Annotated in this window: 21 protein-coding genes and 3 tRNA genes; 15 read left to right on the plus strand and 9 right to left on the minus strand. The window is 60.2% G+C overall.

Features of this window, described 5'->3' with window-relative positions; genetic code table 11:
- Nucleotides 1-53: 53 nt before the first annotated feature.
- From ACR0KX_RS08100 to lexA, 6 genes are all read left to right on the plus strand, one after another.
- Entirely contained in the window at nt 54-635 is a 582-nt protein-coding gene (locus ACR0KX_RS08100) for an aminodeoxychorismate/anthranilate synthase component II (RefSeq protein ID WP_170450369.1), read from the plus strand.
- Nucleotides 632-1,651 (plus strand): anthranilate phosphoribosyltransferase, encoded by a 1,020-nt coding sequence (trpD, locus tag ACR0KX_RS08105; RefSeq protein WP_170621858.1) that lies wholly within the window; start codon nt 632-634, stop codon nt 1,649-1,651. The genes ACR0KX_RS08100 and trpD overlap by 4 nt, the downstream gene beginning before the upstream one ends.
- The gene (gene trpC / locus ACR0KX_RS08110; protein WP_480708236.1) at nt 1,648-2,460 is read left to right on the plus strand and encodes an indole-3-glycerol phosphate synthase TrpC; all 813 of its coding nucleotides are present in this window, start codon (nt 1,648-1,650) and stop codon (nt 2,458-2,460) included. The genes trpD and trpC overlap by 4 nt, the downstream gene beginning before the upstream one ends.
- The gene (moaC, locus tag ACR0KX_RS08115) at nt 2,460-2,933 is read left to right on the plus strand and encodes a cyclic pyranopterin monophosphate synthase MoaC (protein ID WP_170450363.1); all 474 of its coding nucleotides are present in this window, start codon (nt 2,460-2,462) and stop codon (nt 2,931-2,933) included. Before trpC ends, moaC begins: the two co-directional genes overlap by 1 nt.
- Nucleotides 2,930-4,102: a molybdopterin molybdotransferase MoeA gene (locus ACR0KX_RS08120; RefSeq protein ID WP_170621860.1), complete on the plus strand. Its 1,173-nt coding sequence runs from the start codon at nt 2,930-2,932 to the stop codon at nt 4,100-4,102. The genes moaC and ACR0KX_RS08120 overlap by 4 nt, the downstream gene beginning before the upstream one ends.
- A gap of 78 nt (nt 4,103-4,180) precedes the next feature.
- On the plus strand, nt 4,181-4,879 hold the full coding sequence (gene lexA / locus ACR0KX_RS08125) for a transcriptional repressor LexA (RefSeq protein ID WP_170450359.1): 699 nt from the start codon (nt 4,181-4,183) through the stop codon (nt 4,877-4,879).
- 8 nt (nt 4,880-4,887) lie between these two features.
- On the opposite strand, the gene ACR0KX_RS08130 is transcribed toward lexA, so the two are convergent.
- On the minus strand, nt 4,888-6,924 hold the full coding sequence (locus ACR0KX_RS08130; RefSeq protein ID WP_170621861.1) for a ComEC/Rec2 family competence protein: 2,037 nt from the start codon (nt 6,922-6,924) through the stop codon (nt 4,888-4,890).
- Between the two features lie 78 nt (nt 6,925-7,002).
- On the opposite strand from ACR0KX_RS08130, the gene gltX reads away from it, so the two are divergent.
- Entirely contained in the window at nt 7,003-8,403 is a 1,401-nt protein-coding gene (gltX, locus tag ACR0KX_RS08135) for a glutamate--tRNA ligase (protein ID WP_170450354.1), read from the plus strand.
- A gap of 122 nt (nt 8,404-8,525) precedes the next feature.
- The gene (gene gltA, locus ACR0KX_RS08140; RefSeq protein ID WP_170450352.1) at nt 8,526-9,821 is read left to right on the plus strand and encodes a citrate synthase; all 1,296 of its coding nucleotides are present in this window, start codon (nt 8,526-8,528) and stop codon (nt 9,819-9,821) included.
- Between the two features lie 281 nt (nt 9,822-10,102).
- Here gltA and ACR0KX_RS08145 read toward each other — a convergent pair whose 3' ends face one another.
- Entirely contained in the window at nt 10,103-11,170 is a 1,068-nt protein-coding gene (locus ACR0KX_RS08145; RefSeq protein WP_170621862.1) for a PA0069 family radical SAM protein, read from the minus strand.
- 289 nt (nt 11,171-11,459) lie between these two features.
- Here ACR0KX_RS08145 and ACR0KX_RS08150 point away from each other — a divergent pair, with 289 nt between their 5' ends.
- Both ACR0KX_RS08150 and ACR0KX_RS08155 read left to right on the plus strand, forming a co-directional pair.
- The gene (locus ACR0KX_RS08150) at nt 11,460-12,158 is read left to right on the plus strand and encodes a cobalamin B12-binding domain-containing protein (protein ID WP_170450348.1); all 699 of its coding nucleotides are present in this window, start codon (nt 11,460-11,462) and stop codon (nt 12,156-12,158) included.
- 180 nt (nt 12,159-12,338) lie between these two features.
- Nucleotides 12,339-12,998, plus strand: coding sequence for a DUF1638 domain-containing protein (locus ACR0KX_RS08155; RefSeq protein ID WP_170450346.1), 660 nt, complete (start codon nt 12,339-12,341; stop codon nt 12,996-12,998).
- A 2-nt stretch (nt 12,999-13,000) separates the two neighbouring features.
- Here the strand turns inward: ACR0KX_RS08155 and ACR0KX_RS08160 are convergent, their stop codons facing one another.
- Nucleotides 13,001-13,411, minus strand: coding sequence for a SufE family protein (locus ACR0KX_RS08160; RefSeq protein ID WP_170450343.1), 411 nt, complete (start codon nt 13,409-13,411; stop codon nt 13,001-13,003).
- 140 nt (nt 13,412-13,551) lie between these two features.
- Between ACR0KX_RS08160 and ACR0KX_RS08165 the strand changes: the two genes are divergently transcribed.
- Nucleotides 13,552-14,079, plus strand: coding sequence for a hypothetical protein (locus ACR0KX_RS08165; RefSeq protein WP_170450341.1), 528 nt, complete (start codon nt 13,552-13,554; stop codon nt 14,077-14,079).
- 6 nt (nt 14,080-14,085) lie between these two features.
- On the opposite strand, the gene rnd is transcribed toward ACR0KX_RS08165, so the two are convergent.
- The 3 genes from rnd to purM all read right to left on the minus strand — a co-directional run bounded on the left by rnd (nt 14,086) and on the right by purM (nt 16,997).
- A complete protein-coding gene (gene rnd / locus ACR0KX_RS08170; RefSeq protein WP_170450339.1) occupies nt 14,086-15,243 on the minus strand; it encodes a ribonuclease D in 1,158 nt (385 codons plus the stop codon).
- A gap of 114 nt (nt 15,244-15,357) precedes the next feature.
- Nucleotides 15,358-15,954 (minus strand): phosphoribosylglycinamide formyltransferase, encoded by a 597-nt coding sequence (gene purN / locus ACR0KX_RS08175; protein ID WP_170450337.1) that lies wholly within the window; start codon nt 15,952-15,954, stop codon nt 15,358-15,360.
- On the minus strand, nt 15,951-16,997 hold the full coding sequence (gene purM / locus ACR0KX_RS08180) for a phosphoribosylformylglycinamidine cyclo-ligase (RefSeq protein WP_170450335.1): 1,047 nt from the start codon (nt 16,995-16,997) through the stop codon (nt 15,951-15,953). Before purM ends, purN begins: the two co-directional genes overlap by 4 nt.
- Nucleotides 16,998-17,103: 106 nt before the next feature.
- Here purM and ACR0KX_RS08185 point away from each other — a divergent pair.
- Nucleotides 17,104-17,180: transfer RNA gene (locus tag ACR0KX_RS08185), tRNA-Ile, on the plus strand.
- Between the two features lie 92 nt (nt 17,181-17,272).
- Here ACR0KX_RS08185 and ACR0KX_RS08190 read toward each other — a convergent pair.
- On the minus strand, nt 17,273-18,592 hold the full coding sequence (locus tag ACR0KX_RS08190; protein ID WP_170621863.1) for an ATP-binding protein: 1,320 nt from the start codon (nt 18,590-18,592) through the stop codon (nt 17,273-17,275).
- 44 nt (nt 18,593-18,636) lie between these two features.
- Here ACR0KX_RS08190 and ACR0KX_RS08195 point away from each other — a divergent pair, with 44 nt between their 5' ends.
- The 3 genes from ACR0KX_RS08195 (at nt 18,637) to ACR0KX_RS08205 (ending at nt 19,910) form a co-directional block, all read left to right on the plus strand.
- Nucleotides 18,637-19,551 (plus strand): MBL fold metallo-hydrolase, encoded by a 915-nt coding sequence (locus ACR0KX_RS08195; protein WP_170621864.1) that lies wholly within the window; start codon nt 18,637-18,639, stop codon nt 19,549-19,551.
- Nucleotides 19,552-19,626: 75 nt separating this feature from the next.
- Nucleotides 19,627-19,701: transfer RNA gene (locus ACR0KX_RS08200), tRNA-Asn, on the plus strand.
- Nucleotides 19,702-19,835: 134 nt separating this feature from the next.
- Nucleotides 19,836-19,910: transfer RNA gene (locus ACR0KX_RS08205), tRNA-Asn, on the plus strand.
- A gap of 21 nt (nt 19,911-19,931) precedes the next feature.
- On the opposite strand, the gene ACR0KX_RS08210 is transcribed toward ACR0KX_RS08205, so the two are convergent.
- Nucleotides 19,932-21,551 carry a long-chain-fatty-acid--CoA ligase gene (locus ACR0KX_RS08210; RefSeq protein WP_170450329.1) on the minus strand — a complete coding sequence of 540 codons (1,620 nt, stop codon included), beginning with the start codon at nt 21,549-21,551 and terminating at the stop codon, nt 19,932-19,934.
- 178 nt (nt 21,552-21,729) lie between these two features.
- The gene (gene pgi, locus ACR0KX_RS08215) at nt 21,730-23,334 is read right to left on the minus strand and encodes a glucose-6-phosphate isomerase (protein ID WP_170621865.1); all 1,605 of its coding nucleotides are present in this window, start codon (nt 23,332-23,334) and stop codon (nt 21,730-21,732) included.
- Nucleotides 23,335-23,337 lie beyond the last annotated feature (3 nt).

The raw sequence follows: 23,337 nt of genomic DNA on the forward strand, positions 1-23,337 counted from the left end.
GGCCGGGGGCTGCATCGCCAGCCTGAAATGCCCAAGCGAAGATAAGTGCCCAAATGCTGCTGCTGATCGACAACTACGACTCGTTTACCTACAACCTGGTGCATTATCTGGGCGAACTTGGGGCCGAAATGGTCATTCGCCGCAACGATGCGCTGGATGTGCAGGAAGCCATGGCGATGAACCCCGCCGGCATCCTGCTCAGCCCCGGCCCCTGCGACCCGGATCAGGCCGGGATTTGCCTGGCCCTGACCGAAGCCGCTGCCGAGACAAAGACACCCCTTATGGGTGTGTGTCTGGGCCATCAGACTATCGGACAGGTCTTTGGCGGTAGGGTCGTGCGCTGCCATGAGATCGTGCACGGCAAGATGGGCACGATGAAACATACCGGCAAAGGCGTCTTTGCCGGACTGCCCTCACCCTTTGAAGCGACCCGCTACCATTCCCTGATCGTCGAGCGTGAGACGCTGCCGGACTGCCTTGAGATCACGGCGGAACTGGAAGACGGCACCATAATGGGGCTGCAACACAAGGAACTGCCCATTCACGGCGTCCAGTTCCACCCGGAATCCATCGCATCCGAGCATGGCCACGCCCTGCTCAAGAACTTCCTGCAAGAACTGAAAGTCCCCGCATGAGCGACGCATTGAAACCACTGATCGGCGCGTCGGCTGATCGGCCTTTGACCCGTGCCGAGGCGGAACAGGCCTTTGGCATTCTGTTCGACGGCGAAGCCACCCCCAGCCAGATTGGCGGGCTACTGATGGCGATGCGCACGCGGGGCGAAACCGTGGACGAATACGCCGCCGCCGCCGCTGTGATGCGCGCCAAGTGCAACGCCGTGACCGCACCTGCGGGTGCAATGGACATCGTGGGCACCGGCGGTGACGGCAAGGGAACCCTGAACATCTCGACCGCGACGGCCTTTGTCGTGGCGGGGGCCGGTGTCACCGTGGCCAAGCACGGCAACCGGAATCTCAGTTCCAAATCCGGCGCGGCGGATGCGTTGGGCCAGATGGGAATCAACGTGCTGGTTGGCCCACAAGTGGTTGAAAAGGCGCTGAATGAGGCCGGTATCTGCTTCATGATGGCCCCAATGCACCACCCGGCCATTGCCCATGTCATGCCCTCGCGGCAAGAGCTTGGGACGCGCACGATCTTCAACATTCTCGGGCCGCTGACCAACCCGGCGGGCGTCAAGCGCCAGTTGACCGGCGCGTTCTCGCGCGAATTGATCCGACCGATGGCAGAGACGCTGGGTCTGTTGGGTTCCGACCGTGCATGGCTGGTCCATGGCTCGGACGGCACCGATGAGTTGACCATTACCGGCGTCAGCTGGGTTGCCGCGTTGGAAGACGATACCGTCAAAGAGGTTGAACTGCACCCGGAAGACGCGGGCCTGCCTGTGCACCCGTTCGAGGACATCATCGGCGGCACGCCCGAGGAAAACGCCACCGCTTTTCGCGCCTTGCTGGAGGGCGCGCCGTCGGCCTATCGCGACGCCGTTCTCCTGAATTCGGCAGCCGCTCTGGTCGTGGCCGAGGCGGCCTCGGACCTGCGCGAAGGCGTTGAAAAGGCTGCCGAAAGCATCGACAGTGGCAAAGCAAAAGAGAAAATAACCGCCCTGGCGCGGATCACACAGGAAGCCGCATGACCGAGACTGTTCTGGACAAAATCAAAGCCTACAAGCTGGAAGAGATCGCAGCGGACAAGGCGCAAAAATCGCTGGACGAGTTGGAAAGCGAGGCGCGCGAAGCGCCCGAGGTTCGCGGCTTTGCTGCAGCGCTGCACGATGCGTCCCGCACCGGGTATGGACTGATTGCCGAGGTCAAAAAGGCCAGCCCCTCGAAAGGTCTGATCCGTCCGGATTTTGATCCACCGGTTCTGGCGAAAGCCTATGAAGATGGCGGCGCGGCCTGTTTGTCGGTGCTGACGGACACGCCAAGCTTTCAGGGCGCCAAAGACTATCTGACCGCAGCCCGTGCCGCCACCAACCTGCCCGCCCTGCGCAAGGATTTCATGTATGACCCCTATCAGGTCGTCGAAGCGCGCGCATTGGGGGCAGATTGTATCCTGATCATCATGGCCTCGGTCGAGGATGCTCAGGCCGCCGAACTGGAACAAACCGCTTGTGACTGGGGCATGGACGTTCTGATCGAGGTTCATGACGCGGCCGAGTTGGAGCGCGCGACGCAGTTGAAAAGCCCTCTGATCGGGATAAATAACCGCAATCTCAAGACGTTCGAGACCACTCTTGATACGACCCGGCGGTTGTCGAAGCTGGTTCCAGGAGACCGGACGATCGTCTGCGAAAGCGGTCTGGGCGCGCCCGAGGATTTGGCCGATATCGCCCGTTACGGCGCGCGGTGTTTCCTGATCGGCGAAAGCCTGATGCGTCAGGACGACGTGACCGCCGCGACCCGGCACATCCTGTCAAACCCGCTGATCCCCGGAGCGATGTGATGCCGCTCACCCATTTCGATGCGCAAGGTCAGGCCCATATGGTCGATGTCTCGGATAAAGAGGTGACGGACCGTGTGGCGGTGGCCGCAGGGCACATCAAGATGGCGCAAGAAACCTTTGATTTGATTTCAGAAGGTCGCGCCAAGAAGGGCGATGTTCTGGGCGTTGCGCGACTGGCCGGAATCATGGGGGCCAAGAAAACGCCTGACCTGATCCCCCTTTGCCACCCTTTGCCGGTGACCAAGGTTGCCGTGGAGCTGACGCTGGACCCTGATCTGCCGGGCGTTCAGATCGAAGCCACCGTAAAGACCTCGGGCCAGACCGGGGTTGAGATGGAGGCGCTGACGGCCGTCTCGACCGCCGCGCTGACGGTCTATGACATGACCAAAGCCGTGGACAAGGCGATGGAGATCGGCGGTATTCGGGTCCTTTTGAAAGATGGCGGAAAATCGGGGCGTTACGAAGCGCAATGATCACCGTTGAAGACGCCCGCGCCCTGCTGTTCGATCTGGTTGCTCCGCTGCCGGTCGAGCATGTGCCACTGGCCCAATCCGCAGGCCGGGTCCTGGTCGAAGACGTCGCAGCGACGCGCGACCAGCCGCCCTTTGCGGCCTCTTCCATGGATGGATACGCGGTCAAAGCGGCTGAGGTTGAACTGCATGCCATGTTCAAAGTCGTAGGGGAATCCGCTGCGGGCAATCGCTTCGATGGACGTGTCGGGCCGGGTCAGGCTGTGCGCATTTTCACCGGCGCGCCGGTGCCGGAAGGTGCTGATTTCATTGCTATTCAGGAAGATGTGGATCGCCGGGGCGACCTGATCACCATAACCGACGCCCCCGGCCCCAAAACCAACATCCGGCCCGCCGGGGTGGATTTTGCCAAGGGTACCAAAATCACCGCCCCGCGTCTGATCCGCCCCGAAGATGCCGCCCTGATGGCCGCCATGAACATCGCAATGGTACCGGTGACGCGGAAACCTCAGGTCGCGCTGATTTCGACCGGTGATGAGTTGGTCATGCCCGGCGAAACGCCCGGCCCTGACCAGATCATCGCCTCGAATACGTTCGGACTGAAAGCCTTGCTGGAAGGGCTTGGCGCACATGTCCGCGTCCTGCCCATCGCGCAGGATACGGTATCGTCGCTTGAAACCGCCTTTGGTCTGGCCGAGGGCGCTGATCTGGTGGTGACAATCGGCGGCGCGTCGGTCGGCGACTATGATCTGGTGTCCGACGTGTCCCAGGCGCTGGGGATGGAACGGTCGTTCTACAAGATCAGAATGCGGCCCGGAAAACCCCTGATGGCCGGACGGATGGGCGATACGGCCATGGTCGGTCTGCCCGGAAATCCCGTCAGCGCAATGGTTTGCGGCTATTTGTTCCTGGCTCCGATGGTGCGGCGCATGTTGGGTCTGGATTCGGTTGTGACACCGTTCAGGACCGCCACCCTGGTCGAGCCGCTGTCGCCGAACGGCCCGCGCGAGCACTATATGCGCGCAATCCTCGACGAGAACGGCATCCGCGCCTGTGCCGATCAGGACAGTTCTCTGCTGAGCGTTCTGGCACAGGCCAACGCCTTGTTGGTGCGCCCGCCCGACGATCCCGCGCTGCCTGCGGGGGCAAAGGTGCGCTACCTGCCGATATAGAACATCGTCAAATTCGTTGACACAAAACGTGAACATGCGTAGAACAAAAGAAAACGCATGAGCGACGAGGTGTGAGCGATGCTGACCAAGAAGCAATTGGATTTGCTGGAATTCATCCACAAACGCGTGCAGGCGGACGGTGTTCCGCCCAGCTTTGACGAAATGAAGGCCGCGCTGGACCTGCGTTCGAAATCCGGCATTCATCGGTTGATCACGGCATTGGAAGAGCGTGGATTTATCCGCCGTCTGGCCCACCGTGCCCGCGCGATCGAGATTGTGAAATTGCCCGAAAGCCTTGGCGGACAACCCACGGCGGGGTTCAGCCCGCGCGTGATCGATGGTGACAAGCCTGAAGGCCAACGCCCGGCAAACTTTGAACCTGTTGCGGTGGACGCTATGGAACTGCCCGTTATGGGCCGGATCGCCGCTGGTGTGCCGATTGAGGCGATCAGCCACGTCTCGCATCGTGTGGCGGTACCCGGCCCCATGGTCTCGGGTCAGGGTTCGCATTACGCGCTTGAGGTAAAGGGCGACTCGATGATCGATGCCGGGATCAATGATGGCGACGTCGTCGTGATCCGCGAGACATCGACCGCTGACAACGGCGACATCGTTGTTGCACTGGTCGAGGATCAGGAGGCCACCTTGAAGCGTTTCTTCCGCCGTGGTCAGGCCATCGCGCTTGAGGCCGCGAACCCGGCTTATGAAACGCGGGTGCTGCCCGAAGACAAAATCAAGGTTCAGGGTCGTCTGGTCGGGTTGATCCGCACCTACTGATCCCACCTTTAACGCCTGTCCCCGGAGGGTTTCGGGGACCACAGGCGATGCCCGGTCAGATCCGCGCTGGTGACCAGCTTTCCATCAGTGATGGAGAGGCTTCCGGTCTCATACAGCCGCTCGGGGTCAAAAACGCTGCAATCTCCGTCCATGTCCAGATTTATTGCTGAAACAACGATCTGATTCTCATGGCACTCCGTGAATTCCTGCGCGGCCCTTTTGCCGGTGACATGGATGACCTCTTTGTCCTGCAAGGCAATCCGCTGGATAAGGCCGGACTGCCCCGGCCAACGACCGGCAGCGTGCCCCTGATCCTGCCCGTCCCCGTCATTCTCTAACCAAACAGTCGCAACAAAACCGCTGCCTTTTTCTTTGCTCAGCGCCCTGCCCTGTTCAGTGATGACGCCCACCAACCCTCCGGACTCGGCGATCAGCACCTCGGGGCGATGGCCAGACGTCCAGAACAGAAAGGCAAGGGCGACGGGGGCAAGGCCGATCCACCGCGCCCGGCCCTGCCACAGGGCAATCCAAAGCGCGCCCAGGGCCATCACCGGCAGCACGAACCAGGGCGGGCTGACAACGTAACCTTGCGCGCCCTCAAGGCCCGAGACCCAGTCCGCGATCATCAAGATCCATCGCAGGCCAATGCCCATGATCTGAATGGCAATCGCCTCCAACCCAAACGGGGCCAACAAGGCCGCAACCACGGCAAAGGGCACCACAACCGACCCCATCACCGGAACCGACAGAAGGTTCGCCAGCAGGCCATAATGCGACATGGTGTTGAAATGTGCCGCGCCGATTGGCGCAGTGGCAAGACCGGCGATTGCAGATGACATGAGAACGCCGGCTATCGGCTGCACCCATTTGGGGCCGGGCATCGGGCCGAAGTCGCGCAATGCGCCAAAGACGGCCACAAGGGCCGTGGTTGCCGCAAATGACATCTGAAAACCGGGGCTCAGCAGGGTTTCGGGGCGCAAGGCCAGCACGATCAACGCCGCCACGGCCACCGCCCGCAACGAGATGGCACGGCGGTCGATCAGAACCGCCCCCAACATGACGGTGACCATGACAAAGGCACGTTCGGTCGCCACGTTACCGCCCGAGAGCATCAGGTAGATCACCGCAGCGACCAGCGCACATCCCGCAGCCAGTTTGCGAACCGGAACGCGCAGGGCCAAGGCCGGGATCGCGGACAGCCCGATCCGGCAGGCCACAAAGACAAACCCGGTCAACAGCCCCATATGCAAGCCCGAGATCGCAAGTAGATGCGCGAGATTCGAGGCCCGTAACGCCCCAAGCGCCGCTTGCCCCATACTGCTGCGGTCTCCGGTGGTGACGGCGGCGGCAAAGCCGCCAACCTCACCCGGCAAGATCTCACGCACCCGCTCGGAAATCTTCATGCGGATCGCGGTAATCCGAACCCCGTCCATCGCGTCCTGCGGCGGGGCAATGGTCATGACCGGAACGCGGGTGTATCCAACCGCGCCAAGGCGTTGAAACCAGGCGTGGCGGCGGAAATCGAAACCGCCGGGCTCGACCGGGCCTTGCGGCGGCGACAAATGGGCGGTGGTCATGATCCGCTGCCCCGGCGCAATGGGATCGATCTGAGAATGTACGGAAAGACGGATGCGCTGCGGTCGCCGATCATGCGGCACGTCCCCTACCCGCACCTGATCCAGCGTCAGTCGCAGCGCATCCGAGGCAGACCGGTCCATGGCGACGACCCTCCCCTCGATGGGGCCGTAATACCGCCATGACAAAACCGGTTCCGCCACCATATGGGCGCGGGCACCTGCCAGCAGAAAGCCGACAGCAACCAGCGCCCCCCCGATTGCCAACGATCCCCATCCGGCCGGTAAAAAGCGGCACAGGCCGATCAGCACCAAACCGGTGGTCGCAAAGCCCAGATAGATCGGCCAGCCCGGTTCGAACCGCAATCCGAAATAGAGGCCAATCCCAAGCGCCAGACATACCGGAGACCATGGAAACAGGAACCCCGTCTGGTTCAGCAGCGCCGCCTGGGCCCGTGCAAGAACACGCATGGTTGCCCCCGTCCTTCGGGCTCGTTAGACAAGCGCCACACTATGCCCGTCGCGGTTACCAAAAGGTTAATCAAAATAATGTCCGATCAGGTCGTCACCCGTTTTGCACCCTCACCCACCGGTTTTCTGCACATCGGCGGTGCACGCACAGCGCTGTTCAACTGGCTTTATGCGCGCGGGCGCGGCGGCAAGTTCCTGCTGCGAATCGAAGACACGGACCGCGAGCGGTCGACCCCCGAGGCCACCGCGGCGATTCTACAAGGCATGGAGTGGCTTGGGCTGGATCACGACGGCGACGTGATTTCTCAGTTCGAAGGGGCCGCACGACACGCCGAGGTTGCGCATCAGCTATTGGCTGAGGGCAAGGCTTATAAGTGTTTCTCGTCTCAGGATGAAATCGCCGCATTCCGCGAACAGGCACGGGCCGAGGGGAAATCGACCCTGTTCCGCAGCCCCTGGCGCGATGCGCCCCCTGAAACCCACCCCGATGCGCCTTTTGTGATCCGCATCAAGGCGCCGCAGGACGGCGCGACCGTGATCCGGGATCAGGTTCAGGGCGATGTGACCATCCGCAACGATCAGCTAGACGATATGATCCTTCTGCGCTCGGACGGGACACCGGTTTATATGCTGGCGGTTGTGGTTGATGACCACGATATGGGCGTCACCCATGTGATCCGCGGCGACGATCACCTGAACAACGCCGCCCGCCAGATGATGATCTACGAGGCGATGGGCTGGGACGTTCCAGTCTGGGCGCACATTCCGCTGATTCACGGGCCTGACGGCAAGAAACTGTCCAAACGCCACGGCGCTTTGGGCGCGCAGGAATATCAGGCGATGGGCTATCCCGCCGCCGGTATGCGCAACTATCTGGCACGTCTGGGTTGGAGCCACGGTGACGATGAATTCTTCACCGACGCACAGGCGAAAGAGTGGTTCGATCTGGATGGAATCGGCAAAAGCCCGGCGCGTTTCGACTTGAAAAAGCTGGAAAACCTGTGCGGTCAGCACATCGCAATCTCGGATGATGCTGCGCTGCGGCAAGAAATTGAAGATTACCTCGCGGCAGCAGAGCTGCCCGCTCTCACACAGACACAATCGGGTGATCTGGAACGTGCGATGTATTGCCTCAAGGATCGCGCGCGCACTTTCCCGGAACTGCTTGAAAAAGCGCATTTTGTACTGACCGAGCGTCCGATTGCCCCGGATGAGAAAGCCGCAAAAGCGTTGGCATCAGTATCCGATGGTATACTGAATGAATTGACGCCGCAGTTGCAAAATGCTAGCTGGTCCCGGAACGAGCTGGAAGAGACGTTGAATTCCTTTGCCGAAGCAAGGGAGGTCAAGTTCGGCAAGCTGGCAGGCCCGCTTAGGGCTGTATTGGCTGGTCGGGCCGTCACACCTTCGGTTTTTGACATGATGCTTGTGCTGGGACGCGATGAAACCCTGGCGCGGCTTTCTGAGGCAGCGAAATAAACCCAAGCTTCATAAACGGGTAACGCTGCTCCGCTAACACCCGGACTGCGCGCTTGCGCGCGGTCATTGCCCGCAGGTTTCGGCAACGATCTGGCCTGCGCACGAATGAAGAAGGGACAACCATGACTGATAGCAACAAAACAGCCACTCTGACCGTGCATGGAAAAGAGTATGAGTTGCCGGTTCACTCGCCGACCGCTGGGCCTGACGTTGTCGATATCCGCAAACTGTACGGTCAGGCGGGTGTGTTCACCTATGACCCCGGCTTTACCTCGACCGCAAGCTGCGACAGCACCATCACCTATATCGATGGCGAAAAGGGCGAGCTGCTGCACCGGGGCTATCCGATCGATCAACTGGCCGAGAAATCCCACTTCCTGGAAGTGTGCTATCTGCTGCTGTACGGAGAGTTGCCGAGCGCCAAGGATCTTGAAACCTTCGAGACCACGATCACCCGTCACACCATGCTGCACGAGCAGATGCAGTATTTCTATCGCGGCTTCCGCCGGGACGCGCACCCGATGGCGATCATGGTGGGCGTGGTTGGCGCGATGTCGGCCTTCTATCACGATTCGACCGACATCTCGGACCCGCATCAGCGCGAGGTCGCCTCGCACCGTCTGATCGCCAAGATGCCCACCATCGCGGCCTGGGCCTTCAAGTACCACACCGGTCAGCCTTTCGTTTATCCGCGCAATGATCTGGACTATGCGTCGAACTTCCTGCGCATGTGCTTCAGCGTTCCAGCCGAAGAGTATGAGGTGAACCCGATCCTCAGCCGTGCAATGGACCGCATCTTTACCCTGCACGCGGATCACGAACAGAACGCCTCGACCTCGACCGTGCGTCTGGCGTCGTCGTCCGGTGCAAACCCGTTTGCCTGTATCGCCGCCGGCATCGCCTGCCTGTGGGGTCCGGCCCATGGCGGTGCGAACCAAGCCTGTCTAGAGATGCTGGAAGAGATCGGCACCGTTGACCGTATCCCTGAATACATCGCCCGCGCCAAGGACAAGAACGACCCGTTCCGCCTGATGGGCTTTGGCCACCGCGTCTACAAGAACTTCGACCCGCGCGCCAAGGTGATGAAGCAGTCGGCTGACGAAGTGCTGGATCTACTGGGCATCGAAGACAATCCGAAGCTGCAGGTCGCCAAGGAACTTGAGCGTGAGGCGCTGGAAGATCCGTATTTCGCCGAGAAGAAACTGTTCCCGAACGTGGACTTCTATTCGGGCATCATCCTCGAGGCGATGGGCTTCCCCACCTCGATGTTCACCCCTATTTTTGCCCTGTCACGCACCGTTGGCTGGGTCAGCCAGTGGAAAGAGATGATTGCCGATCCACAGAACAAGATCGGCCGTCCGCGTCAGTTGTATCTGGGCGAGACCAACCGCGACTACGTGGATATCGAAAACCGCTAAGGCGGCATGACACAAGAAAGACCCCGCGATTTGCGGGGTTTTTTTTGAGCGGTCAAATGTGGATCCGGCCGGCAACGGTAAACCTCGTCGTGCCGCCGCTTCGAATTCTTCTAGCGTCGCCAATGCTCTTTTTCTTGACCAATGCCTCTGTTTGCGGGTTTCGGTCAGGGCTTTGATCCTTGCCGCAAGTGAACCAGCGACCCAGCCAATTGGTCCACAAGAGGCCTGATAAGATGGCGCCAGCAGCCTTTTGGCCCAGAAATGACTATGCCCGGTCCATCTCAAAACAGGCTCAGCTGGTCCCCGGCCTGCGGCGGGGTCGAGAACAGATCGCAGCGCAGAGCGTCGGATTTGATTGCCAGCCCAAGGCGCTTGCAGGTTTTCGTAAAACGCTGCGCAATGACCTGCGCATACTCCCCCTCGCCCCGCATTCTGTGACCCCAACGGGGATCGTAATCCCGACCTCCGTGCATGTCGCGCAGGCGGGACATCACCTTACCCGCGCGCGCGGGTTCATGCTGGGCCAGCCATTCTTGCCATAGTCTCGAGACCTCTCTGGGCAAGCGCAGCATGATCCAACTTGCGGTGTCTGCACCGGCGTCCCGGCCTGCCTCCAGCAACTGTTCCAATTCGTGATCGGTCAGCCCCGGAACCAGCGGAGATGTCATCACGCGCACCGGCACCCCGGCTTGCGTCAATCTGCGGATCATCTGCAACCGTCGGTTTGGTGACGGGGCCCGAGGTTCCATCCGACGCGACAAATCCCCATCCAGCGTCGTCAGCGATATACCGACCCGCGCCAGTCCCAACTCGGCCATTGGGGCCAGAATATCCAGATCCCGCTCGATCAGTGCGCCTTTGGTGACAATGGCAACCGGGTGGTTGAAATCCTGCAAAACCTGCAAGCATTCCCTTGTTATCAAACGGGTTTTCTCTATGGGCTGGTAGGGGTCTGTGTTGGTCCCCAAAGCGATAGTCGCCACGCGGTAGGACCGCGACGACAGTTCTTTGCGCAGAACATCCGCCGCGTTCGGACGGGCAACCAAACGCGTTTCAAAGTCCAGCCCTGCGGACAGACCCAAATAAGCGTGGCTGGGTCTGGCAAAACAGTACACGCAACCATGTTCGCACCCGCGATATGGGTTAATCGATCGATCAAAGGGCAAATCCGGAGAGCGGTTATAGGTGATCACACTCCGCGCGACCTCATCCCGAACCTCGGTACGCAGGGGTGGCAGGTCTTCGTCCGCCGACCAGCCATCATCGGTTGCGACAGTGGCATAGCGTTCAAACCGACCAGCGTCGTTTGATGCGGTTCCCCGCCCCCGGATTGTGAAATGATCGGCCACTTGTTCGCTCTTTGTTCCTATTGGCAAAGTAACCAAAGACCGCCGCTACGGCAAGTGCCACGCGGCTTTCCGGCCAAAAAACAGAATCCAAGGGATTTCGCCTAACGACCTGAACCATATGCAGAATGATCTTGCGAAGAATTCAGTCGCAGATTGCGAATTTCTATCCTATAGGTCGGTCCCGAAACCACTGAGGTCGTAATCGTCACAGTCAAACTGCGACGTTTTAGCCAAAACGGAACAAATGCCACCATGGACCTGTGGTCCAAACAGCTCAGGGAATCGCCCCATGTCTGATGAAGAAGACATCATCCTGTCCGAACTGAACGACGACGAACTTGTCGAACAGATGTTCGACGACCTTTACGATGGCCTGAAGGAAGAAATCGAAGAAGGTGTGAACATCCTGCTGGAACGCGGATGGATGCCTTATGACGTTCTGACCAAAGCGCTGGTCGGTGGCATGACCATCGTCGGCCATGACTTCCGCGACGGTATCCTGTTCGTGCCCGAGGTTCTGCTGGCCGCCAACGCCATGAAAGGCGGCATGGCTATCCTCAAGCCTCTGCTGGCGCAAACCGGTGCCCCGCGCGTAGGCAAGATGGTGATCGGAACCGTGAAGGGCGACATCCACGACATCGGCAAGAACCTTGTCTCGATGATGATGGAAGGCGCGGGTTTCGAGGTTGTCGATCTGGGCATCAACAACCCGGTCGAAAACTACCTGGAAGCGCTGGAAAACGAACAGCCCGACATTCTGGGCATGTCCGCCCTGCTTACCACCACCATGCCTTACATGAAGGTGGTGATTGACACGATGGTCGAGCAAGGCGTGCGCGACGACTACATCGTTCTGGTCGGCGGCGCACCTTTGAACGAGGAATTCGGCAAGGCCATCGGTGCCGACGCCTATTGCCGGGACGCCGCCGTTGCGGTGGAGACAGCGAAAGAATTCGTATCGCGCAAGCACAACCAACTGGCAGGCTGACCCGTCAGACATATCTGATTGAAAGGCCGCCCTCACCGGGGGCGGCTTTTTTGTTGGATTGTCACAAGTGAAGCGGTCAGGAACCAAGGCGTCGGCGACCTGACACAGGATGTCGGTGCAAGGCTTGCCCAAAACCGTCATTCGTCCTTTTCTGAACACAGCGCAGCAGAAAGCACAGCCATGCCGAACGACACCCTGCCCGACGATACAAGCCTGACCAATCAGGGATACTCCACCGATGCGTCCGGAAGCATCCTGTTGATCGCCTGCGGAGCCTTGGCGCGCGAGATCCTGGATCTGAAAAAACGCAATGGCTGGGATCACATGGCGCTCACCTGTCTTCCGGCAATTCTGCACATTCATCCGGAACGGATCACGCAGGCGGTCGAGGACGCCGTGGCCAAACACCGCGATCATTACGACCAGATCTTTGTGGTCTACGCCGATTGCGGCACCGGTGGACTGCTGCAACAAGCCTGCGAGCGTCTGGGGGTTGAGATGGTCAAAGGCCCCCATTGCTACTCGTTTTTCGAAGGCAATCAAACCTTCGCCGACCACGGCGATGATGAAACGACGGCTTTCTATCTGACGGATTTTCTGGCCCGGCAGTTCGATGCCTTTGTATGGAAACCGCTAGGGTTGGACCGTCACCCGGAACTGCGGGACATGTATTTCGGCAATTACACAAAGCTCGTATATCAGGCCCAGACCGATGACCCTGCCCTGACCGAACGCGCCCGCGCCTGTGCCGACAAGATGGGTCTGGAATTTGAACGCCGCCTCACCGGATACGGCGATCTTGAGGTCACCCTGAAAAACTGGGCCAAGCGACCGGGTTAGAGTCAGGCGTTCTCTTGCGCGACGTCGCGGATACGTTCGATCATGGCACGCAAACCGTTTGAACGCTGCGCTGACAGGTGGTCGTTCAGCCCAAGCCGCGCCAGTTCACCGCCTGCGTCCACCTTGGGAACCTCGGCCACGGGCAAACCGTTATACAGCGACCGAAGAACCGCAATCAGCCCGCGCACGATCAACGCGTCGCTATCGCCGTCAAACCGGAACACGCCGTTTTCGATCATCGGGTGCAGCCACACCTGACTGGCGCAACCGTCCACCTTGGTCGCCGGAACCTTAAGCGCATCGTCAAGCGGGTCCATCGCCTTGCCCTGCTCGATCACATGGCGGTACCGGTCTTCCCAGTCCTCCAGAAACTCAAAATCCTCGACGATGTCTTCAAAGGCGGGCGTTGCCATTGTGCGGCGGTCCTTCCGTTGCATTCACAATTGTGACCTAAGGCGGCGATGCACGGCTGTCCAGCCCCTGCCGTGGCTTTTCAAGGGGCGGAAATTGCGCTAACCCATTGACTGAAATACAGCCAAAGAACCGTGGGTCCATGCAAAAATCATTGTCCATCCTTGTCGTCGTCGCACTGACCCTGACCGCCTGTAACAGTTGGCGCGAGTCGCGCGTGAACCCGTCGAACTGGTTTGGCTCCAGCACCCCGGCCCCGGTCGAGACAGCTCCGGCAAATGACGCCGATGCGTTGATTCCCGAACAACGCGGCGGTCGCGGTCTGTTTGCGCGCCCTGAAGAGGTCGATACCAGCGTTCCTATCGCCAAGATCGATGAATTGCGGATCGATGCCATACCGTCAGGCGCAATCGTATACGCCTCGGGTACTGCAATCCGTCAGGGCGCATATGAGGCGCGGCTTGTACCTGTGGAATCAGAAGAAAACCGGAAGAACGGCGTTTTGGAATTTGTGTTTCGCGTGAACTACCCGACCTATCAGACCGCTCAAGGGTCTGAGAGGACGCGCATGGTGTCCGACGCGATCAATGTCACCAAGCAAGACCTAGAGGGCATCCGCGTGGTCCGGGTGGTCGGACAGCAAAACGCTCTGGAATCGCGGCGGCGTTAAGGGCGTTTACAGTGAAACGACCTTGACGGCCTGACCTTTGGCGGCCAGTGCAATCTTGCCCTCGCACAGCTTCAAAGCATCCTCGCCGAACACTTCGAACCGCCAGCCTGACATGGCAGGCAATTCGCGCTCGCCCGCTGCGATCTGATCCAGTTCGGAACTGGTCGCGATCAGCTTGGCGGCCACGCCCGAACTTTCGGTTTTCGATTTCAGCAGCACGCGCAGCAAATCCGCCAGCGCCGGGTTGACCTTCAGCTTGTCGCGCGAGGTATCGACCTTGGGCATCTGGTCCGGCGGGCAGTTCACGCCACGCTTCACGGCAGTCAGAATACCATCGGCAATCGCACCCTTACGCGCCTCGCGCAGCAACAGGCGCGATCCGCCCAGTTCCGACGGGTTTTTGGGTTTGGTCGAGGCAAGCTCGATCAGCGCATCATCCTTGAACACCCGGTTGCGTGGTACGTTGTTTTCCTGCGCGTACGCTTCACGGAATTGTGCCAGTTCCCGCACGACGGCGAGGAACTTGGCCGAGTTGGTGCGGGTTTTCACCCGTTTCCACGCATCCTCGGGTCGGATGTCATAGGTTCCCGGCTGCGTCAGCGTGCGCAATTCCTCGGATACCCAATGGCTGCGCTTGGTCTTTTGAAGCTCGGCCGCAAGATGTTCGTAAATCCGGCGCAGATGGGTTACATCGGCCAGGGCGTAGGTCTTTTGCGCATCCGTCAACGGGCGCTTGGACCAGTCGGTGAACCGGGATGTCTTGTCCACGCCCTGCTTGCAAATCTTGCGCACCAGTGTCTCATAGCCGACCTGCTCACCAAAACCGCAGACCATCGCGGCGACCTGGGTGTCGAACAGAGGGGTCGGGAATACATTGGCCTCGACCCAGAAGATCTCAAGATCCTGCCGGGCCGCGTGGAACACCTTGACCACATCTTCGTTTTTGAACAACTCGAGCAGAGGCTCCAGCGACAGGCCATCCGCCAGCGGGTCGACCAGAACGGCGCTGTCCTCATCCTCGGACGGGACGGCCAGCTGCACCAGGCACAGTTTCGAATAATAGGTCCGCTCGCGCAGAAACTCGGTGTCTACCGTGACATAGGGGTATCCGGCAGCAGCCGAGCAGAATTCGGCCAGCTCTTGCGTCGTCGTCAGGGTTTTCATGCGCCGTACTATTCTTGCTCTTGTTCTTTGTGTGACTGCCCGTTTTTCCGCGTCCCGAGCGATACAGGCGACCATAAGACGATTTTTACGCGCGTGTAAATCACCCAAGGGCGATCAGGGCAGCATAAGAACGGACCTGTTGCCTTCTGCGTAACGGCGCAGCACCGCCGGGTAGAGTTGATGCTCCCACACCAGAACCTTTGCGGCCAGATCCTCGGGCGTATCCTCGGGCGAAATCTTTACCCGCGCCTGACCCAAAATCGGACCATCATCCAGCGCCGCCGTCACCTCGTGCACGGTGCAGCCATGTTCTGAGTCACCCGCCTCAATGGCCCGTGCATGGGTATGAAGGCCCTTGTACTTGGGCAACAGAGACGGGTGGATGTTCAGCATCCGGCCCTGAAAGCGCGAGACGAAATCGCCGGTCAGAACCCGCATGAACCCGGCCAGACAGACGATATCCGGCTGTGCCTCTTCCAGCGGTTTCAGCAGCTCAGCCTCAAACGCGGCGCGGTCGCCTTTGAACGGGCGATGATCGACGGCTGCGGTCGCGATCCCGCGATCCCGGGCCTTGACCAGACCGCCTGCCTGCGCGTCATTCGACAGAACCAGACAGGGCCGCGCGGGGTGATCGCCGGCCATGCTGTCGACCAGCGACACCATGTTCGACCCGCCCCCGGAAATCAGGATGGCGACGCGCTTGTGGCTCACAGCAGCTTGCCTGAATAGGCCACACCCGCAGTGTCTGTGACCGTGCCGATGCGCGAGACAGTCTCGCCTGCGTCGGTCAGCAGCGCCGACAGCGCATCTGCCTGATCGGCGTCACAGACAACGATCATGCCGATACCACAGTTGAAGGTCTTCAGCATCTCGGCCTCGGCAATCCCGCCAGTTTCAGCCATCCAGCCAAAGACCGGCGGCAACTCCCACGCATCCAAATCGATCTGCGCACCCAGTCCTTCGGGCAGAACACGCGGCAGGTTCTCGGTCAGGCCACCACCGGTGATATGCGCCAGCGCATGCACGCCCCCTGCCCGGATCGCCGCCAGCGCGGGCTTTACATACAGCCGCGTCGGCGTCAGCAGCGCCTCACCCAACGAGCCGCCGCCAAAGGGCGAGTCAGCGTCCCAGCCCAACCCCGAAATCTCAACCAGCTTGCGCACCAGAGAATAACCGTTGGAATGCACCCCGTTCGAGGCCAGCCCCAGCAGCACATCGCCCGCCTGCACCCCATCCGGCAGGTCCGCCCCGCGCTCCATCGCGCCGACCGAGAAGCCGGCCAGATCAAAATCGCCATCGGGGTACATACCCGGCATCTCCGCCGTCTCACCACCGATCAGGGCACAGCCCGATTGGGCGCATCCTTCGGCAATGCCCTCGATGATCCGCGCAGCGGTATCGGTGTCCAGCTTGCCGGTGGCGAAATAATCGAGGAAGAACAAGGGCTCAGCGCCCTGACAGATCAGATCGTTGACACACATGGCCACCAGATCAATGCCCACGCCATCCACGACGCCGGTATCGATCGCGATCCGCAGCTTGGTGCCGACACCATCGGTCGCCCCGACCAGTATGGGGTCTTCATACCCGGCCGCCTTGAGGTCAAACAGGGCTCCGAACCCGCCCAGCCCGCTCATCACGCCGGGGCGGTTGGTCCGCTTGGCGGCGGGCTTGATCCGGTCGACCAGAGCGTTGCCTGCATCAATGTCAACGCCTGCATCGGCATAGGTGATTCCGTTCTTGCCCGCTGTCATGGTAGGTCCCTTACGAATGCTTTGCGGGCGGGTTAGTCGATTGTGCGCATCTATGCAACGGTCAGGCTTGACGCGGGCGTTCACCGTGGTACTCAAAGCCTCAGGCGGGCCTGTAGCTCAATTGGTTAGAGCAGAGCGCTCATAACGCTTTGGTTGCGGGTTCAAGTCCTGCCGGGCCTACCAGAAAACCGGGTTTTCTTACGGAATCAGGTCTTAGATTCCTCGTTCCGCATTCGAATTGATCCGACACGGCGTTGCCCAAATGTCTGCCGCATCTACCGCCCAATGATAATATCGGCGCACAATCCGCCCAGTCGCTCGCTTTTGCCCAACCTTAGCACTCCGCCATGCGCGCGGGCGACGTCGGCGACGATGGCAAGGCCAAGGCCGACGCCGCTGCCTTGGTTCTGGTTGCGCGCAGGATCAAGGCGGGTGAAAGGCTTGACCGCTTCGGTCCGCATCTCCGAAGGGATGCCCGGGCCGTCATCTTCGACCCGGATGCGCAGGGTTTTTGGCGTGACCGACAGGCTTATGTCAGCGCGATTGCCATAGCGGACGGCGTTCCCGATCAGGTTTTCGACCGCGCGTCGAATGGCCATGGGGCGCAGCATGACGGTGCCCTGCCCGTCAACGTCAACCAGTTCAGCCTGATAACCGGCCCGTTTGGCATCCTCGACGATCTGGCGCACAAGCGCCTTGGGCTCGACCTCTTCCGGAGAACCTTCGGCAGCGCCGCGGGAAAAATCCAGAAAAGCATCCAGCAAAGACTGCATCTCGGTGACGTCTTGCTGCAGCGGCGCGGCCTCATCCTCGGGCAGCATCGACAAGCCAAGCTTCAGGCGGGTCAAGGGGGTCCGCAGGTCGTGGCTGACGCCGGACAGCATAAGCGTCCGCTGCTCCATCTGGCGTTCAATGCGGGCGCGCATGTCCAGAAAAGCGTTTCCGGCTGCACGTACTTCAATCGCCCCGCCCGGGTTGTAAGGTACAACGCGCCCGCGTCCGAACGCCTGTGCTGCATCAGCCAGCCGCGTAATCGGCCGCAACTGGTTGCGCATGTAAAGAAATGAGATCGACGTCATGACAATCGCAAAGAACAGCATGGTCACGATCAACTGGTGCGGTGCCGTCGGGGCCAGCCGCCTGCGGTCGAACACAAGTTCGAGCGTCCCCAGATGCGTATCCAGATATAGCCGGGCGTCCGGGCCGTTGGGCAGCGCCACGGCATCCAGATCCGGCAAAAGGGCGTGCAGATTGGCCTCGACCTGCGGCGCAATGAAATCATACCAACGCCGCGTTCCGATATTCGGCTCTTCATTGATGCCAAGGAATCGCGCGCTGATTTCAAGCGCAACCAGATCTGGACGCACGGCAGCGATGGCCTGTTGCTGTGTCTCGACATCACTCATCGCGCTTGTGATCAGATCAACTTCGCGCGCGGCGGCACGGACCATTTGCGCGGTCACGTCCTCAAGATGCCGTTGCAGGAACGCATTCCCGACCACCAGCAACAGGACGATCACCGGCACAACCAGAATCAACGCCGCCCGGGCGTAAAGACTGTGTGGCAGATAGGGTTTGAGCCATTGCGAAGACATGCGCTAAACCTAGCGGGCTGCCCGGGTAAGAGGAAGAGGACAGAATGCAGGCCCGAGACGATTTCAACCCGCCCGCCGGGATTGCCACGCAGTTGCAACCGGGGGTGCGGCGCATTCTGGCCCCCAACCCTTCGCCCATGACCTATCGGGGCACCAATACCTATCTGCTGGGGCAGCGGGATATCGCAATCATTGATCCCGGCCCTTTGTCGGACGCGCATCTAAATGCGATTCTGGAGGCTTTGGAACCGGGCCAGAAGATCAGTCATATCTTTGTGACGCACAGCCATCTGGATCACTCACCGCTGGCGGCACCACTGGCTGCACGCACCGGAGCGCAGATCTACGCCTTTGGGGGGCCCGAGGCCGGGCGCAGCGCGGTCATGTCCCAACTGGCCCAAAACGGTCTGGCCGGAGGCGGTGAAGGCATCGATACGCAGTTTCGCCCGGACATCGAAGTCGCCGATGGAGAGGTGATTGAGGGAGAGGATTGGCAGCTTGAGGTGATCCACACGCCGGGACATCTGGGCAACCACATCGCATTGGCCTGGGGCCAGACCTGTTTCACCGCAGATCACGTGATGGGCTGGGCCAGTTCGCTGGTGTCACCACCTGACGGAGACCTGACCGATTTCATGACCGCCTGTTACCGGCTTCAGGAACGCGAATGGGCGGTCTTCCACGCCGGGCACGGAGCGCCCATCACCGACCCGTCCGGGCGGTTGGAGTGGCTGATTCAGCACCGCCTTGGACGCGAGGCGCAAATCCTGTCGGCGCTGGAAGACCGCCCCGGCACGGCCCGAGACTTGGCCGAGCGTATTTACACAGAAACTCCCAAATCCCTTCTGCCCGCAGCGGAACGCAATGTGTTTGCCCATCTGGTTGATCTGGTTGGAAAATCCAAGGCAACCCATAGCGGCGCCTTGTCCGCAGACGCCGTTTTTGCCCGGCAGGATTGAGCCCGAAAAAATTTTACGAAACGCACGCTTCCCCACTGGACGAGGAAAATCCGGGTTGTTATACGCGCCCTCAGTTCCGGCGTAGCTCAGCGGTAGAGCAGTTGACTGTTAATCAATTGGTCGTAGGTTCGATCCCTACCGCCGGAGCCAAAATCTTCCCCCTCAAAATCATGCTTCTATTGGGCGCAATCACCAATGAATTGCGGCCAGAGTTGCCCTGTCAAAAAAACTTGCCTGTACCCTCTGGACGACGCGAAATCTGGTTGTTATACGGCGCGGACCGTTCCGGCGTAGCTCAGCGGTAGAGCAGTTGACTGTTAATCAATTGGTCGTAGGTTCGATCCCTACCGCCGGAGCCATTCACCCTCACACGCGCAAGATCATCCCGCCAGGGCGTCCTTGTAATCCGCGCGCAGGTTGCGTTTCAGCACTTTGCCGGTTGCGTTCAGTGGCAAAGCATCAACGAAAACAACCTTGTCCGGGATTTGCCATTTGGCGATTTTTCCATCGAAGAAGGCCAGCAGTTCCTGTTCGCTTGGGTCCTGCCCTTCGGCTTTCACAGCCACCAACAAGGGGCGTTCGTCCCATTTCGGATGCGGTACACCTACAACGGCAGCGGTGGCGAGCTTTGGATGGGCAACGGCGATGTTTTCCAGTTCCACCGAACTGATCCATTCGCCACCGGATTTGATGATGTCCTTGGACCGGTCCCGAATCGTCATGTAGCCGTCCGGGTCCAGGGTCGCCACATCGCCGGTGGCGAACCAGCCATCCTGCAACAACTCCTGATCCTGCATCTGGAAATAGCTGTCCAGAACCCAGTGGCCGCGCACCATCAGATCACCTTGGGTTTCGCCGTCATGGGGCAGATCATTGCCATCGTCATCAACGATTTTCAGTTCCACCCCGAACGGCGGACGGCCCTGATTCTCGCGTATTTTGCGCTGTTCTTCGATGGGCAGGTCCAGATGCTTGGCAAGCGGCGTATTGGTTGTGCCCAGCGGGCTCATCTCGCTCATCCCCCAGGCGTGAATCGTGTCAACGCCATAGGTGTCGCGGAACGTGTCGATCATCGATGGCGGGCACGCCGCGCCGCCAATCACGGTGCGTTGCAGACTGGTCAGCTGGCTGCCCGATTGCGCCGCATGGGCCAGCAATCCCTGCCAGATCGTGGGAACGCCCATAGCCAGCGTCACGCCGTAGGTGTCGATGAGGTTAACCAGCGCCTCGCCATGCAAATCCGGGCCGGGCAACGCCATTCTGGACCCCGACATCGCACAGGCATAGGGCGAGCCCCAGGCATTCACATGGAACATCGGCACAACCGGCATCACCACATCGCGGGCCGAAAACCCGATGCAATCGCGGGTGTTTGACCCAAAACTGTGCAGCAAAGTCGAACGATGGGAATACAAGACACCCTTGGGGTTCCCCGTCGTGCCCGAGGTGTAACACAGGCTCGACGCCATGTTTTCATCGAAACTGGGCCAGACAAAATCCGCATCGCCGGTCTCGATCAGTTCATCATAGAACTCCACCCCATCGATCTGGGACAGCGCCTCGTCATTACGTGGTCCCATCAGGACAAAGTGCCGGACCTCGGTCAGCGCGGATTTCAGAGCCGCGACCAGAGGGATAAAGGTGGCATCAAAAAACAGAACCCGGTCCTGCGCGTGGTTTATGATATAGGACAGTTGCTCGGGGAACAGACGCGGATTGACCGTGTGGCACACATATCCCGCGCCCGAAGTGCCATAGTAGATCTCAAGATGTCGCCGGTTGTTCCAGGCCAACGTGCCGATCCTGTCCTGAGGCTCTAATCCCAGCTTGGTCAGCGCGGATGCCAGTTTGCGCGCATTGCCGGCGACCTCGGCCCAGTTCGTGTGCGTCACGGTGCCATCGGTTTCGACCGAGTAGATTTCGGTCTGCCCGTGATAACGTTCGGCGTGATCAATCAGCGACGAGATCAGCAAAGGCTGCGTCATCATCTGTCCCAGCATGGACATCCTCCCCATTCTCGGCGCGACCATGTGCGGCCATCGCCTTGTCCTCGACACCTGGGGGTGTGGCCCCGCGCGTCAATTCAGACTTATCCTCAGGGGGAACCCTGCCAAGCATTTAATTGTCTGACAATTAAAAAATGCAACCCGCCCGCAGGGCAAGCTGCGTTAAATGGCGTTAATCGCGGTGCCGTAGAGCATATACAACCAATGCCGCGGTCGATCCATCCTTACCCGCCGCGCTTTCATCGCCGTCCACAATCGGCCCCAGCGAGGTGGCGAGTTCCTTGCCCAGTTCCACGCCCCACTGATCGAACGAATTGCTGCCCAGCAGCACGCCTTCGACAAACACGCGATGTTCATAAAGGGCAATGATCTGGCCCAGCACAAACGGAGTCAGCTTGGGATAGATCAGCGTGGTCGAGGGGCGGTTTCCGGGGAACACGCGGTGGCGGGCCTGGCGGTCCTGTTCGGCCCCTTCAAAGCCTTTTTCTGCCATCCGGGCGCGGGCCTCGTCCAGTGACCGGCCACGCATCAGCGCCTCGGACTGGGCCAGACAATTGGCCAGCAACAGGCGGTGATGATGGGCCAGTTCCGGCTCGTGCCCTTCGGCGGCAACCATGAACTCGCAGGGGATGACGTCGGTGCCTTGATGGATCAGCTGGTAAAACGCGTGCTGGCCGTTTGTGCCGGGTTCGCCCCAGACAACCGGGCCAGAGGGAACGGTCAGGTCCGATCCATCCATCGCTACCGATTTGCCATTCGATTCCATCTCAAGCTGTTGGAAATAGGCGGGAAGGCGCAGCAAACGCTGGTCATAGGGCAGAACCGCGCGGCTGGCATAGCCCAACACCTGACGGTGCCAGATGCCGACAAGTGCCAGCAGAACCGGCATATTCTCACCCCATTCGGCCGAGCGGAAATGCAGGTCCATCGCCTGCCCGCCCCGCAGAAACGCATCAAACGCGTTCGACCCCACGGCGATCATCACCGGCAGACCTACCGGTCCCCAGACCGAGTAGCGCCCACCGACCCAATCGGCAAAGCCAAAGACTCGTTCTGCCGGGATGCCAAATTCCTGTGTCTTGTCCAACGCGCTGGAGACCGCTGCGAATTGCTTGGTCGGGTCACCGCCGCCGTCGCTCATCCACGCCCGTGCGGTGCGGGCGTTGGTCATGGTCTCGATCGTCGTGAAGGTCTTTGAGGCGACGATGATCAGCGTTCGCATCGGGTCCAGCTGTCGCAGCGTATCCGCAATATGCGCCCCGTCTACGTTCGAGACATAGTGAACGCGCGGGCCGTCGTGATACGGCGACAGCGCATGGGTCGCCATCACCGGGCCAAGGTCCGAGCCGCCGATGCCGATATTCACCACATCCGTAAAACTGCCCCCCACGCCCGAGATCGCACCACCGCGCACCTCTTCGGCAAAGACCCGCATCCGGTGCAGAGTATCCAGCACGTCAGGCATGACGTCCTGCCCATCGACCTGCACCGCCCCCCCATCCAGATTGCGCAGCGCCGTATGCAGCACCGCGCGCCCTTCGGTTTCATTGATCTTTTGACCCGAGAACATCGCCTCGCGCCGCGCGGCCAGGTCGGCTTCGTCACACAGGCGGATCAGCCCTGCGCGCACCTCCGCGTCGATCAGGGTTTTTGAATAGTCAAACACCATGTCACCGGTTGAGGCGGAAAAGCCCTGCGCCCGGTTCGGGTCAGCGTCGAACAAATCCAGAATACGCCCAGCCTTGCCTGCCAGCGATTTCAGGTGATCCAGTTTCATAAC

This window comes from Ruegeria sp. BG5 (assembly GCF_056538425.1).